This window comes from Streptomyces sp. SX-6 (assembly GCF_059089585.1).
In genome coordinates this window covers 154178-167349 of the sequence record NZ_JBTHHU010000012.1, presented here as the reverse complement: position 1 = coordinate 167349, position 13172 = coordinate 154178, and the positions used below count along the sequence as shown (strand labels likewise).

At 68.7% G+C, this 13172-nt stretch carries 15 protein-coding genes; 5 read left to right on the top strand and 10 right to left on the bottom strand.

Features of this window, described 5'->3' with window-relative positions:
- The first annotated feature begins 137 nt into the window (after positions 1-137).
- The 4 genes from ACV530_RS17565 (at position 138) to ACV530_RS17550 (ending at position 4254) form a co-directional block, all read left to right on the top strand.
- Complete coding sequence (locus ACV530_RS17565; RefSeq protein ID WP_494333435.1) at positions 138-896, top strand: helix-turn-helix domain-containing protein; 759 nt, start codon at positions 138-140, stop codon at positions 894-896.
- On the top strand, positions 893-1747 hold the full coding sequence (locus ACV530_RS17560; protein WP_494333434.1) for a helix-turn-helix domain-containing protein: 855 nt from the start codon (positions 893-895) through the stop codon (positions 1745-1747). Before ACV530_RS17565 ends, ACV530_RS17560 begins: the two co-directional genes overlap by 4 nt.
- Before the next feature lie 346 nt (positions 1748-2093).
- Positions 2094-3134 (top strand): helix-turn-helix domain-containing protein, encoded by a 1041-nt coding sequence (locus tag ACV530_RS17555; RefSeq protein WP_494333433.1) that lies wholly within the window; start codon positions 2094-2096, stop codon positions 3132-3134.
- Positions 3135-3264: 130 nt separating this feature from the next.
- Entirely contained in the window at positions 3265-4254 is a 990-nt protein-coding gene (locus tag ACV530_RS17550) for a malate dehydrogenase (RefSeq protein WP_494333432.1), read from the top strand.
- Positions 4255-4316: 62 nt separating this feature from the next.
- Here ACV530_RS17550 and ACV530_RS17545 read toward each other — a convergent pair whose 3' ends face one another.
- Together ACV530_RS17545 and ACV530_RS17540 are read right to left on the bottom strand one after the other, a co-directional pair.
- The gene (locus tag ACV530_RS17545; RefSeq protein ID WP_494333431.1) at positions 4317-5396 is read right to left on the bottom strand and encodes an FAD-dependent monooxygenase; all 1080 of its coding nucleotides are present in this window, start codon (positions 5394-5396) and stop codon (positions 4317-4319) included.
- Positions 5393-7348, bottom strand: coding sequence for a LodA/GoxA family CTQ-dependent oxidase (locus ACV530_RS17540; RefSeq protein WP_494333430.1), 1956 nt, complete (start codon positions 7346-7348; stop codon positions 5393-5395). Before ACV530_RS17540 ends, ACV530_RS17545 begins: the two co-directional genes overlap by 4 nt.
- Positions 7349-7663: 315 nt before the next feature.
- On the opposite strand from ACV530_RS17540, the gene ACV530_RS17535 reads away from it, so the two are divergent.
- A complete protein-coding gene (locus ACV530_RS17535; protein WP_494333429.1) occupies positions 7664-8581 on the top strand; it encodes a TNT domain-containing protein in 918 nt (305 codons plus the stop codon).
- Positions 8582-8621: 40 nt separating this feature from the next.
- Here ACV530_RS17535 and ACV530_RS17530 read toward each other — a convergent pair whose 3' ends face one another.
- The 8 genes from ACV530_RS17530 to ACV530_RS17495 form a co-directional block, all read right to left on the bottom strand.
- Entirely contained in the window at positions 8622-9194 is a 573-nt protein-coding gene (locus ACV530_RS17530; protein ID WP_494333428.1) for a GNAT family N-acetyltransferase, read from the bottom strand.
- 91 nt (positions 9195-9285) lie between these two features.
- On the bottom strand, positions 9286-10197 hold the full coding sequence (locus ACV530_RS17525; RefSeq protein WP_494333427.1) for a hypothetical protein: 912 nt from the start codon (positions 10195-10197) through the stop codon (positions 9286-9288).
- Between the two features lie 199 nt (positions 10198-10396).
- Positions 10397-10864, bottom strand: coding sequence for a hypothetical protein (locus tag ACV530_RS17520; RefSeq protein ID WP_494333426.1), 468 nt, complete (start codon positions 10862-10864; stop codon positions 10397-10399).
- A gap of 87 nt (positions 10865-10951) precedes the next feature.
- A complete protein-coding gene (locus tag ACV530_RS17515) occupies positions 10952-11176 on the bottom strand; it encodes a DUF397 domain-containing protein (protein ID WP_494333425.1) in 225 nt (74 codons plus the stop codon).
- A gap of 40 nt (positions 11177-11216) precedes the next feature.
- Positions 11217-11513, bottom strand: a complete 297-nt coding sequence (locus ACV530_RS17510; protein ID WP_494333424.1) for a hypothetical protein — start codon at positions 11511-11513, stop codon at positions 11217-11219.
- A 63-nt stretch (positions 11514-11576) separates the two neighbouring features.
- Positions 11577-12410, bottom strand: coding sequence for a Scr1 family TA system antitoxin-like transcriptional regulator (locus ACV530_RS17505; RefSeq protein ID WP_494333423.1), 834 nt, complete (start codon positions 12408-12410; stop codon positions 11577-11579).
- On the bottom strand, positions 12400-12924 hold the full coding sequence (locus tag ACV530_RS17500; RefSeq protein WP_494333422.1) for a DUF6879 family protein: 525 nt from the start codon (positions 12922-12924) through the stop codon (positions 12400-12402). The genes ACV530_RS17505 and ACV530_RS17500 overlap by 11 nt, the downstream gene beginning before the upstream one ends.
- Entirely contained in the window at positions 12908-13108 is a 201-nt protein-coding gene (locus tag ACV530_RS17495; protein ID WP_494333421.1) for a hypothetical protein, read from the bottom strand. The genes ACV530_RS17500 and ACV530_RS17495 overlap by 17 nt, the downstream gene beginning before the upstream one ends.
- Between the last annotated feature and the right edge of the window lie 64 nt (positions 13109-13172).

The window sequence follows — 13172 nt, the reverse complement described above, 5'->3', positions numbered from 1 at the left end:
GCCCTGACCTGCGGAGACGTCACACGGGGCGACGTCGTGGTGGGACGAAGGTGGAACCGGTGGCTGACCCTCGCCATGATGTGCGGCAGAGGAGGCTCGTCGCCTCGGGGGACTCTGTGACGCGTATGGGGTGGAACATGCCGCGTTGGAAGGAACTACCCGCTTCGCTGGACCAGCGGGTACGTCAACTCGTGGTCCAGCTCCGAAGACTCAAGGACCGCAGCGGGCTGAGTCTCGCCTCGCTGGCGTCCAAGACGTCCTACAGCCGGTCGTCCTGGGAGCGTTATCTCAACGGCAAGCAGTTGCCGCCGCGCGACGCCGTCGAGCAGATGGCACGCGTGTGCTCCGGGGACGTCACCCGGCTGCTGGTGCTGCACGAACTCGCCGCGGACGCATGGTCCGAGATGGTGCCGGAGGGGGAGCCGGAAGAGCAGGAAGAGCCGGAAGAGCAACAGGCCGAACGCATACCGACGCGGATCCGGCTGATCGTCACAGCGGCGGTCGCACTGGCGGTCGCCATCGCCGTGGGCCTGCTGATCGCCCGCCCATGGCAGGACGACGACAAAGGAAAGGGAGAAAGTACGAGCAGCGCGGCCACCCAGGCCGCGTTCGTCTTTGTGCAGGGACGCGCGCACCCGTGCAAGGTGGAGCGCAAGAGCGACGGGCTGCACGCCGGCTACAGCGACACCCGCACCACACTGATGGATTTCAACAGCACGGGCTGGGAAGTCCTAGAGGCCCAGTGCTTGTTGAAGCACCACGGCCAGGACCCGGGTGCCCCCGACGGTGCCTACGGGGCACGGTCGAAGGAAGCGGCCAAGCGCTTCCAGAAGCAGCGGGGCCTGGTCGTCGACGGCATCGTGGGGCCGGACACCTGGGGGGAGCTGCGCAAGTGAGCGGCGAACGTACCGTTCCCGCGGAATGCGGACGACTGGCCGCGGAATTGCGCGAGTTGAAGGACCGTACGGGCCTGAGCCTGGCCGCGCTCGCCGGGCGCACCCCGTACAGCAAGTCGTCCTGGGAGCGCTACCTCAACGGCAAGAAGCTGCCGCCGAGGCAGGCGGTCGACGCACTGTGCGGCCTGGCGGACGAGCCCGCCGGGCGGCTGCTGGCGCTGTGGGAACTGGCGGAACAGGCATGGAGCGGACGGGCCGGTGTGCCGCCCGAGGAGGAGCCGGCGGAAGAAGTCGAGCCCGCCCGGCGGCAGTTCGGCCGCCGTGTGAAGCGCACGTTCATCGTGTCCGGGGCGGCCGTGGTCGCCGCGGCCGTCGCCGTGCCGCTGTTGCTCATGTCCTCCGACGGACGGGCGTCCGGGGGCTCCGGGAACTCCGGGAACTCCGGGCCCGGCAGGGTCGCGGCCACCGCTTCGTACTCGCAGTCGTTCGAACCCGGCTGCAAAGGCGCCGAGTGCGACGGCGCGGACCCCATGCAGATGGGGTGCGGGGTGCAGGGCCTGGTGGCCACCCTCCTCACCCACCGTACGGTCGGCGGCCGCCGCCTGGAGATCCGCTACGCCGAGGTGTGCGGGGCCGTATGGGTACGGGCCGTGAAGCTGCGGCTCGGCGATCGCGTGGAGTTGTCCGTGCCGGGCGCCGACGCCAAGGTGGTCAGGGCCGTGAGCGAGCGGGACACGGAGGTCTACCTCTCGACCGCGATGACGGCCACCCGCGAGCCCCGCAAGGCGCGGGTCTGCCTGAAGCCCGCCGGCGGGGGCGACCCCGACTGTGCCGGTCTGCCCGGGGCGTGACGACCTGTGCAGGCCGGCCCGGGGCATGACGACGGCGGCCGGCCCTCCACCCCCGTGGGAGGACCGGCCGCCGCGTTCCAAGATCAGCATTAAGGAAGGCGAAATTCCGGAACAAGGCGCGAGCGGGCTCTGTGGCGCGGAAGTGACGATTCCGGTACGAGGTCTCCGCCCTGTACCGAACCGGCCACCGGTTCGGTACGACGCCCGCAGGCGCCGCAGGGGCGTACGCCAGGCAACTCTGATCAATCCCAAACACCACCGTGCGCAGGCCTGTTGGGAACTGACATGCTGAGTCGGGGCATCTCCTGCCAGAGGAGCGGCGGTACCGGGGGACAAGGGGAGGGCAATGCCACGTTGGAGGGCGCTACCGGAGGAACTCGACCCGCAGATCCGCGAGTTCACCGAGCAGCTCCGCAGACTCGTCGAACGCAGCGGGCTGAGCATCGGCGCCGTCGCGGACCGCACCGGGTACAGCAAGACCTCGTGGGAGCGCTATCTGAGCGGTCGGCTGCTGCCGCCGCGCGGCGCCGCGGAGGCGCTCGCCGAGGTGACGGGCACCAACGCCGCCCATGTGGGCACCCTGTGGGAGCTGGCGGAGCGCGCCTGGAGCCGCGCGGAGCTGCGGCACGACGAGACGATGGAGGCCGTCCGGGTCGCGGAGGCGCGCGCCGCGCTCGGCGAGTACGGCCCCGCGCCGGAGGCCGAGGCGAAGCAGGAGCGCTCCGCGGATGGCCCGGTCGGCACCGCCCTGCGCAGCGAGGGCACGTCCGCCCCCTCCCGGCCCCGGCCGCCGAAGGCGGACGGAGCGGACGGAGTGGACGTACGGGACAAGGCCATCCCCCTCACCCCCGACCGCGACGAGCAGCGCCACCGCCGCCGTAAGGCCGTGCAGTTCGCCATGGGCGCCGTCGGCGTGGGCCTGATCGCCGTCGCGGGGGTGCTGCTGCTCGGCGACGGACCGGACGGCTCGAAGAAGACCGAGCTGGTCGCCCCCACCCCCGGCGGCTCGACCAGCGCCTTGGGCCTGCCCGCCGGGGTCAAGTGCAACGGCGGCGCGTGCACCGGCAAGGACCCCGAGTCCATGGGCTGCGGCGGGCAGCACGCGACCACCGCGGGCTCGGCGACCGTCGGCACGTCCTACCTCGAGGTCCGCTACAGCCGCACCTGCGGTGCCGCCTGGGCGCGCATCACCCAGGGCGCCCCTGGGGACACGCTCAGGGTCAGCGCCGCGGACCTCACGGGCCACGGCCGGATACAGCGCGGCACGGACGGCCACACCACGATGGTCGCCGTCTCGGCCCCGGCGGACGCCAAGGCGTGCGCGGTGCTCAGGTCCGGCCGTACGGGCTGCACGGAGCCGTCCGCGGCGGCGACGGGCGGCGGGTGAGAGGCGTCCCACACCGGGTCGGCGATACGGGACCGGCCGGGTCGGATAGCCTGACGGGCGGATCTCTTGACACCGGGGGATCCGCAAGATGGGCAGGGACACCCACCCCAGTTCGCAGCAGGAGATCGCCATGACCCGCACTCCCGTCAATGTCACCGTTACCGGCGCGGCCGGTCAGATCGGCTACGCGCTGCTCTTCCGCATCGCCTCCGGTCACCTTCTCGGCGCGGACGTGCCGGTCAAGCTGCGACTGCTGGAGATCCCGCAGGGCCTGAAGGCCGCCGAGGGCACCGCGATGGAGCTCGACGACTGCGCCTTCCCGCTGCTGCGCGGCATCGAGATCACCGACGACCCGAACGTCGCCTTCGCCGGCGCCAACGTCGCGCTGCTCGTCGGCGCCCGCCCCCGCACCAAGGGCATGGAGCGCGGTGACCTCCTCGAGGCCAACGGCGGCATCTTCAAGCCGCAGGGCAAGGCCATCAACGACCACGCCGCGGACGACATCAAGGTCCTGGTCGTCGGCAACCCGGCCAACACCAACGCCCTCATCGCCCAGGCCGCCGCGCCGGACGTCCCGGCCGAGCGCTTCACCGCGATGACCCGCCTCGACCACAACCGCGCGGTCACCCAGCTGGCGAAGAAGACCGGCGTCTCCGTCGCCGACGTCAAGAAGCTGACGATCTGGGGCAACCACTCCGCCACCCAGTACCCGGACATCTTCCACGCCGAGGTCGCGGGCAAGAACGCCGCCGAGGTCGTCAACGACGAGCAGTGGCTGGCCGACACCTTCATCCCCACCGTCGCCAAGCGCGGTGCCGCGATCATCGAGGCCCGTGGCGCCTCCTCGGCCGCCTCCGCCGCCAACGCCGCCATCGACCACGTCCACACCTGGGTCAACGGCACGGCCGCGGGCGACTGGACCTCCATGGGCATTCCCTCGGACGGTTCCTACGGCGTCCCCGAGGGCCTCATCTCCTCCTTCCCGGTCACCTGCAAGGACGGCAAGTACGAGATCGTCCAGGGCCTGGAGATCAACGACTTCTCGCGTGCCCGCATCGACGCCTCGGTGCAGGAGCTCGCGGAGGAGCGCGACGCGGTCCGCGGACTCGGCCTGATCTGATCTGTTTCTCACGAGAGCGGCCCATCACCTTCCGGCGATGGGCCGCTCTCGCGTGTGGTCGGTCACGCGGCATGCCGCCGGGCCCAGAAGGCGTGCCGGGGCCAACGGCGTTCCGCGGCATGCACGGTGCGGTGATCACTGACGTACGCGTCCAGCACCTGCCGCACCCTGGCCGCGTACTCCTCCAGCACCCCCGCCCCCCGTCCGCTCAACCGCCCGTCGACGGCCTCGCCCGCGCTCATCCCGGTGTAGAGCGCGGTGAGGATGCCCTGCGACGACAGCGGATCGAACGCGGCAGCGGCGTCCCCGGCGGCGACCCAGCCCTCCCCGTACACGGGATCCAGCCGGGCACTGTGCGCGGCGGCCCTGCGCGGTGCCGCGCCCGGCTCATGCCCCTGCGTACGGTGCGCGACGTGCCGGGTGCCCAACAGCCGCTCGACGAACTCCTGTTGGGAGTGCAGGGTCGCCGCCGCCGGCAGGTCGGCGTCCGTGAAGTACGCGACCAGCCGTCGGCGGGACGGCAGGAGCGCGGTGTACCACCACCCGTCCGGTTCCGACTCGACCAGCGAGCGGCTGTCCGCCGCGTCGTCGTCCGGGCCGAGGGTGAGATGGGTGGCGATCAGCCGGTCGCGCCGGTGCCGCCGGGCACCGCAGCGCACGGCGAGGGCGCTGCCGCGCCCGGTCGCGTCGATCAGCCAGGCGCAGTGCACGGTGCGCGCCCCGAGAGCCAGCCGCCAGCCGTCGCCGTGCCTCAACGGGCGTCGTACGGCCGTACGTTCGGCGACCTCGGCTCCGGCGCCCCGGGCACCGTCCCGGAGCCGCCGGTCGAACACTTCCCGGTCGAGGTGCCAGCCGAGCCCGTACGGGTCGCGGATGAAGTCCACGGTGTGCAACGCACTCGAGCCCCACGCGGACACATTGCCGTGGCAGGCCAGATGCCCCGGCCCCGGCACCCGGTCGCCCACCCCCAGGTCGCCCAGGATGACCCGGGCCGCCGGTACGAGCGCCTCTCCGATCTTCGGGGGCCCCGTACCGGCGTCCGCCAGCAGCACGGACCGGCCCGCCCGGGCCAGCACGAGCGCCGCGGCCGCGCCGGCGGGACCGCCGCCCGCGACCACGACGTCGTAGCGGTCGTCGGTCACGGGGCCTGGCGGAACGGGTCGAACTTCTCGAGGTATCCGGCCGTGATGTCCTCCCTGTGGAAGCCGAGCTTCCGGGCCGTCTCGACCGCGCGGTTGACCGCGTTCGCCCCGCCCTGGGGGAGCCGCGCCTCGGGTACCAGGAGGTTGACCAGGTTGCGGTGGAGCGGCGCCTTGTCGAGCGGGGCCTCGGGCTTGGACTCCACGTGGATCTTGTCGGGGAACTTGCCGTCCCCGCCCGTGTAGTCGCGTTCCTCGACGATCCCGAGCTTGTACCAGTCGGTGACCATCTGGTTGATCTGGGCCGCGTAGTCGCCCTTCAGCCCGCGGATCCACACCGCGCGCCGTGCGAACGCGCCCTCGCGGTCGGGCTTGGTCTTGTCGTTGACGATGGCGAAGTCATCTTCCGTCAGCACCTGGTTGGGCACCCGCGCGGGCCAGAACGTGGGCAGGTACGGGCTGTACCGCGGCCCGAGCCCCTTGGTGGACTCGTACCCCGACCGGCAGCTCGCGGTGTCGGACTGCCAGGGGATCGCCATCCACCGGGTGAGGCCGCCCGGCACCTGGGCATACAACGGCCCGTTGACGGCCAGGGCCTCGTCGGGGAGGAGCAGAGGCCCGTAGTCCGGCTCCGGGGGCGTCCGGTGACGGATCCGGAAGGGTGCGGCGTACATGGTGGCGTGGCGGACGGGCCAGGTGACCTCGCACCCCGGGTGGAAGGCGTCGGCCAGCGCGCCGTCCAGGGCGGCCCGGGTCAGCAGCTCCGGCTGCTCGTCGAGCGGCGCATCGACGATCTTGGGGTGCGGCTCGCGCCGGCTCTTCAGCTGGAACGACCCGTCCACCCACTGCTGGAGCACCCATACCTGCGTCGGTGTCAACACCAGGTTCTGCAGCTCCGATTCGGCGGGGATGGCCATCCCGTCGCCGTAGACCCACGGCCAGGGCGACGGGGACGCGCCGTCGCGCCCGTAGTCCCGCATGGCGATGAACACCTGGCGGCGGAACTCGCGGTTGGCGTCGCCCGGATCACTGAGCCGTGCCTTCACCTTCTCGTCCATGAAGTAGTTCGGCCCGCCCCAGCCGAATTGGGCGGCGAAACCGTTGTTGACCCACTGGAGATCGCAGAAGTGGCTCAGGATGGGCTCGATGTCATCGGGGTACGTCACCGTCTGCGGCGGCTCCAGCCGGCCGTCCGAGACGAAGACGTCGTAGAGCAGGTCGTAGAGGGTACGGATGGTCTTGACGCCGGGCGCGTAGTCCGGCGGAGCGACCACGACCCAGGCCGGGTCGGCCATGAACGTCACCTTGTCGATGGTGACTTGGGCGGTGACCGGACCGTCCGACGTGTCGTCGTACCAGCCGTCGTTGTTGCCGAAGGTGACGAGCGGCGTCACCGGCTCGGTGAACGATCCCGAGTTCCCGCGTCCGCCGAGGACGAGCAGCCGCCCGCTGTCGTCGGTGCGCAACTCGCCGAGGTAGACCTTCTGCTTCTTGATCTGCCCGGTGTCGAAGGCCACCGGCTTGGCATCCTTGACGCCGCTGATGCTCCGTACGCCCGGGTCGTTGACCAGGGACGCGCGGTCCGCCACATCCGCGTTCCGCCGCCCGAGCAGCTTGGGGTCCAGCCGCCGGGCGTCGGGGATGTCGAGGGCGAGGTTGAAGTTGTACCAGGCCGCTTTCTGGTTGGCGAGGTGCGCACTCCATACGATCGTGGTGTTCGCGTCCGAGGCCAGAATCTCGCGGACCACGTGACCGGCGGCGTTGTAGCCGTACAGCCGGAAGCGGGCGGCCTGCCGCCTGATCGCCCCTTGTGCGTCCTTGTACGACCCGGCCGGTAAGGGCCCCTGGTCCGGCGACTCGGGTCCGATGAAGTAGTCGTTCTGGGCGGTGCTGTTGCCGACGCGGGCGAAGCCGATCGGCGGGTAAATGGCGACGCGCGTGATCGTTTGATCCATGGCAGGCCCTTTGTCCGGGGGTTGATGGGCGGAACTGTAGGGATGCGCCTGCACGGTGCAACAGTCCGCGTACCCCGGGTAGAAGGGTGATTCGGCCGACGTGAATTGGCTCTGCCCACGCGGGCCTTCGCGGTCACAGGTGCCGTGGACGCTCGACACGCGTGGGCATCCGGTCAAGTGGCCTGCGGAATCCCTGACTTCGTTGGCGTATTTCCCACGCTCGACACACACCACCTCGCTGCTAAGTTCCGTTGCTGTTGCGAACTCGTGGTAGGCCCGCGGCCCGTGGGCCCGAGTGCGTCATCGGAGGCCGGAGTGAAGGGCAGCATCTACATATCCGGCGCCGCGTGTGCGGCGCTGTTGGCAGGAATGACCCTGGTGGGCACGGCGCATGCCGCCACGCCGAAGGCGGCCCCGGAGTGCTCGGTGGCCGATCACGGCGACTGGTCCCTGGGCCCGAGGGACCTGCCGGTCAAGGCTCCGGTGGGCCCGCTCGTCAAGGGGTACAACAAGCTCGGCGGAGCGGCCAGTGCCAAGGCGTTCCTGGACAAGTGGAAATTGGACAACTGGGATTGGAACTACCCCGGCAACCATGGTTTCGCCGGGAAGCCGACGCACGTCACGGTGAAGTACGACAAGAAGCACGAGGTGTACCTGGACCGCTTCGGCTTCCCCGGCGGCACGTTCGTCTCGCCCGACGCGAAAACCAAGCCCGCGCTGTACGCGCAGCGGGCCATACCGCCGTCCAATCTCCAGACGTACCGGAATGAGGACGGCTCGTACGGTGCGACGTGCAACTACCACGTCTACCACCTTCGTCAGGACCAGTCCTTCACCGGCCTGAAGGGCTCCATCGCCCCGTGGTTCGGACAGCCCGGCGGCGGCGTCCAGATCATGCTCGACCAGCCGGTCCAGAAACTCCTGGACGCCCATGTCCTGGAGGAGGTCAAGTCCAACCGCAGGGCACACACCCCCCGGCACGTGGCCCGGCCCGCAACGCTGACCCGTACGACCGTCCGCACCGCCCTCACCCGTGCCGGTGTGCCCGACGCGTACTACCGCATCCCCGGCGTGCACACCCCGATCCTTCCCGCCTCGGAGTACTACGTGCTGCGGCAGGCCGGCGGTAAGTGGGTCGTCAGCCTGACCGAGCGCGGCGAGGACCGCGTCATCGCCCGCTACGCCGACGAGTCGGCGGCCTGCGACCGCCTGTACGCGGAACTGACGCGATAGCGGGGGCTGTTGCCGCCGGTCCGAGCGGCCGCCACAGCGCTCACCCGGACCGGCGGCGGTTCCACTCCTCCGCACTCACGGAGTTCATCATGCAGTCCCGCCACGCTCCGTTGATGAACACATGCCGGTGCCTCACACCGTCGGGGACGAACCCCAGCCTCCCCAGCGCTCCGTGCTCTTCGAGGTCCTTGATCCTTGCGATGTTGTCCAGAGGTATCCATCCGCCGACCCGCTCCAGCCGGAGCTCCTGGAAGGCGAAGTCGAGGATCACACAGTGGGCGTCGGTGCCGTAGCCGTGACCCCATTCGTCTGCGGCGATGGCGCAGCCGATCTCCTCGCCATGGGAGCCCGAGCGCACCAGGCGGACGAAGCCGATCGCTCGGTCTTCGCCGAGCGGTGTCACCGCCAGATAGAACTCGGTTCGCGGAGAGCGCTGTGCTCGCTCGACCACAGTCTCGAGCCTGACCCGCGTCTCGCCGAGGTCACGGCTGTCGAACGACAGCCACCTGGTGACACGGTCATCGCCGAATACGCGCTGCATGTCATCGGCGTCGTCGACGCGGAACTCGCGCACCGCGACCTTGTCGCCGAGTAGACGGAGAGGATAGGTCAAGGGAGCCTCCTCATCTGTGCGGGGCGCCCATCCAATAGACGCACCGCGAGACGCGGCAAGACCCCGCAGGCCACTTCCGGACACCCCTGAGTCATGCACTCCCGCGGAGCGCCGCCCGCACGGCCACCGCACCGCGCGCAGTGGCATCCACCGCCCCGGACACGTCCTCCTCGCGACAGGCCCGGCACAGCGTCTCGTCCCCCACGGGCCGGAACAGCAGCGGCTGCATGTGCCCACCCCGGCACTCGCGCAGCTGCGCCACGCGCGGCTTCTGCGGCGTGTGCACTACGGGCGGCGCCTCCGGCAGCTTCCGGACCAGCCGGTTGCGTACGAGCGCCGCCGCGTGGTGGACGGGCTCCGGGAGCCCGGAGGTCAGCTCCTCGCGCAGCTCGCGCGGACCGGCCCCGCGCAGCAGCCAGTCGGCGGCGAGCGGAGCCAGCTCCTTGACCTCCCGGCCGGTCAGGCGCAGGCGGCGCTCGCGGTGAGAGATCGAGGCGAGGATGAGCGCTGCGCGCTCGACGAGGTCATCGGGCAGGCAGGAGCGCGGAGTTGGCAGGTTCTGCGGGGCGGGAGGGAGGTCAGTGTTCTTCTCCTCAGTGTTTTCTGGGTAACGACCGACCGGCCGAGGGGTCGGTTCGCCGACGGTCGGTTTCGTAGCAGTCGGCTGCGAGGGCCGGTGGCCGTCGCGGACGGCGACGGCGTCGTCCGGCGTGAGCGGCACGTCCGCGACCAGCTGGGTCGTCGTCCAACGGCCATCGGCTCCCTGCCGCCGCCACTCGTGCGCGTAACCCTCCTCCTTCAGCTGCTTCTTGGCCCGCTGGAACGCAGCGTTCTTGAGCCCGGCGCGGCGGGCCGCTTCCGACAGCGACAGGTGGGAGGTGTCCGGCACGGACATCAGCCAGAGCAGGAGACGGACGGCGTCCGAGGAGAGGCGCGGGTGCCGGATGATCTCGTTCGGAACTTGGGTGAAGTGACGCTCGGGCGCGATATGGTGACGCAGCATTGCCTGGGTTCCTCACATTCCTGGGCGGTGCAGGCCCCCGGGTGTCCTGTCATGACACGGCGGGGGCCGCTTCGTTCGTTAGGTGAGCGTATGCACAACTCGGCGATGCTGACCAAGTGTTGGGTAACAGAGGCACCAGGGCTGGATGTGCGCATCGCGGGAGGGGCTCGCGCTCAATGGCGCGCGCCCTAGTTGAGACCTACCCGAGTGGGCATTGAAGCTCCGGGTGGGCACGGTTCGGGGAGCACATCACCAGCGCCACCGACAGGAACGTGGTCCCCCGGAGGTAGAACCCGAGCGAGACATCCCCATCGAGCGCCAGACGCTCAGCAGCGGAGGCAACGAGGGTAACCATCCATGTCGTGTTCCTCTCGTGCTCCGACGCGAAGCGGGGCGTATGTTCGGTGAGTTGATGCCCCAGCCAGTCCGCGGCCTCCTTCGGTTCATCCCAGGTGCCCCGGATCAGCTGGGGCGGTTTCAGCAGCCAGGACGCCGTTTCGATCGGCGGAACGTCGGTGGTCTTCCACTCTGCGACGGTTTCCCGGTACCGCTGTTGGACTTCGTCGGGGCTCGTGGCCGTCGGTGCCAACGAGGGCGGTGGGCGACGGATGCTCTCCTTGTCGAACGTCGCCTTCTCGCCGGTCCATAGGTACCCGTGAACGTGCAACTGGTCGTCCTGTCAAGAGCATTGGAAGGCGGCCCTCACTCCGGAGAGTGAAGGCCGCCGGTCAACGAGTGGCCGTGAGACCGTGTGTCAGGCCGTGAGGCCGAAGCGCGCCGGGTCGATACCGGCCGCATCCAGTTCCGCTGTGGTGAACCTCAGCGGCTCGGCGCCGGGCCGTTTGCTGTCGCCCATGGCCCAGGCGCCGTCGCCGATACGGGCGAGGGTCACGCACGCTTCGCCGTCGGGGTGGGTGTTGCCTCCGCATGCCTTGGCGAACTGGGCGCCGTCGAGGGTGAGGTTGTACAGGTCGGTCATCGCTGTGCCTTCCTGGTTGAGGTGAGTAACGGACACCGGGCTAGCCGTCGTGACCGGAGGCGCGTTGCCCCGGAGGGTTCCGCTTCATGGACTCCGCGAAAATCAGGGCGTTGATCAGCTTCCGGGCTGTGGCCAGTGGAACCGTCCCGAGGAAGATGGACGGCTCACTGCTGAGGGACGCGCGGCCCTCCAGCAGCGGCCACGAGTCCGTGTCCCCGACCTTGATGTCCATCTCCGCAAGCACTCGCCCGAGCATGAAAGCGATGTCATCGGCTTTCTTCTTGCCTGCCATGAAGGCATCGGCTTGCAGTGCGGCTGCTTCGGCATCCGTGGTCATGACGAGAGATTGTGGTGCATAAATCGAGTGAACACGAAGCGCATTCCCGTGATGTACTAAAGATCATGAACGGTAGGTGTCAGCCCATGCGGACAGGCGTTCCCGTGCGTCGTCCTGGAACAATGCCTGCTCTTCATAGCCGGTGAATTCTTCGAGGTATGTGGATACATCGCGAGGGTCACGGAACATCATCACGCCGGTGGAGGCCTCCACGGTCGCCATGCGTTCGTCATAGACGGTAAACGTGGTCAGTGGGCACCCTGGCAGATATGTGTCCACGGGGATGACTCCGAGCTTCACTGCGGGCAAGTGTGAGAGCGACACCAAGTGGTCGATCTGGACAGCCATGGCGTGCGGTGGGATCTTCAGGAAGCGTACGGCTTGTTCGGTGAGAATGAACGTGAACGACTTCGATTCGTCGTAGAGCACGGCCTGTCGCTCAAGCTTCTTGTTCATCACTTTCCCGAGATCGCCTTGTACGTCATCAAGGCTGGCTTTGATGTACTCAGGTGTAGAAAGCAGGCCGGTAATCATGGAAAGCAGGAAGAATCGGAACTCGGTGGTGATTTTCTCTATCTCCGCCAGCTCGACTTGGCCCTTGTCGAGTCCCTTGCGGAGGAGCGACCGGGAGTCCTGCCATTCGGTGTTGGCGATCCTGGCCAGCGCCGTTACCTCAGCGATGAGGCCAGGAGGTGCACCCAGCGCCCGCAAGATCAGTTCTACGTCCATGAGCGATGGGGTTCGTTTACCCGTCTCAATCTTGCTGATTTTCGATTGGCTCATGGAACAACGCTGAGCGAGCCGGTCCCCTGTGAGGCCGGCTCGCTTGCGTAGCTCTTTCAATGTCTCCGCCAGGTCAGCCTTGCTCTGACCCAGCTCTACAGGTTCAAGCGTCAAGCTGTTTCACGTACTCCGAGAACGGAACAGCCTCGGCGAGCGCGATTCGCTGCCATTCCACGAACGGTTCGGGGTCGCTGTCGAACAGTTCGCGGTTGATCTGCCTTCCGTCCGGCTCGTAGTTCATGAGCACGACGGTGGACCGGTCGAACATCCAGAAATCCTGGACGCCTGCCAGCGGGTTGGGCCGGTCCGTTACGTCAAGGATGCGAATGTCTTCCCCTGCCTCGAATTGCGGAGCGTAGTACTGTGCGAACTCGAACCGGAGGTAGTCCGAGAGTGGCCGCGTGACGATGTGCACTCGCCCGATGCTGCCGCCGGTTTCCCGGTGCTTCTGGATCAGTTCAATCCACTCGTCATCTTCCTCGGGAAGTTCCACCGGCCGTCCGGAGAGGAACCGAGAGAATTCCTCGGCTTCCTGCGGGACGACGTACTGCGGCAGCGTTTCGAGTCGCCACGCTTCCTTTGTGAAGTCCCGGAACTTGGCGTCCCAGGCGTCACCAGTCAAGAGCACGGAATGCCTCCCTCAGAACGCTCTCGGGGATCTTGACCAGTGCCTCACCGACCGGGGGCTGGAACGCCGTGGAGGCTTCGCCCTGGACGACGAACCCGCCGTCCGAGTCGTCGAGGTAGACGTTCGGGCAGTCCTTCTTGCCACACTCGCCCTGTCCGCTGCCCGTGAGCCGCGTAAGCGCCATGTGCCAACTCCCTCGGAGTCTGACCCTGGTTGGGCCGTCTGCATCCGACCGTAGGCAGGGCTGG

Coding starts and splice junctions, on each gene's coding strand:
- ACV530_RS17540 (WP_494333430.1), bottom strand. CDS start 7,348: ATGGATCAAACGATCACGCGCGTCGCCATTTACCCGCCGATCGGCTTC.
- ACV530_RS17515 (WP_494333425.1), bottom strand. CDS start 11,176: ATGACCGACCTGTACAACCTCACCCTCGACGGCGCCCAGTTCGCCAAG.
- ACV530_RS17555 (WP_494333433.1), top strand. CDS start 2,094: ATGCCACGTTGGAGGGCGCTACCGGAGGAACTCGACCCGCAGATCCGC.
- ACV530_RS17495 (WP_494333421.1), bottom strand. CDS start 13,108: ATGGCGCTTACGCGGCTCACGGGCAGCGGACAGGGCGAGTGTGGCAAG.
- ACV530_RS17510 (WP_494333424.1), bottom strand. CDS start 11,513: ATGACCACGGATGCCGAAGCAGCCGCACTGCAAGCCGATGCCTTCATG.
- ACV530_RS17565 (WP_494333435.1), top strand. CDS start 138: ATGCCGCGTTGGAAGGAACTACCCGCTTCGCTGGACCAGCGGGTACGT.
- ACV530_RS17525 (WP_494333427.1), bottom strand. CDS start 10,197: ATGCTGCGTCACCATATCGCGCCCGAGCGTCACTTCACCCAAGTTCCG.
- ACV530_RS17550 (WP_494333432.1), top strand. CDS start 3,265: ATGACCCGCACTCCCGTCAATGTCACCGTTACCGGCGCGGCCGGTCAG.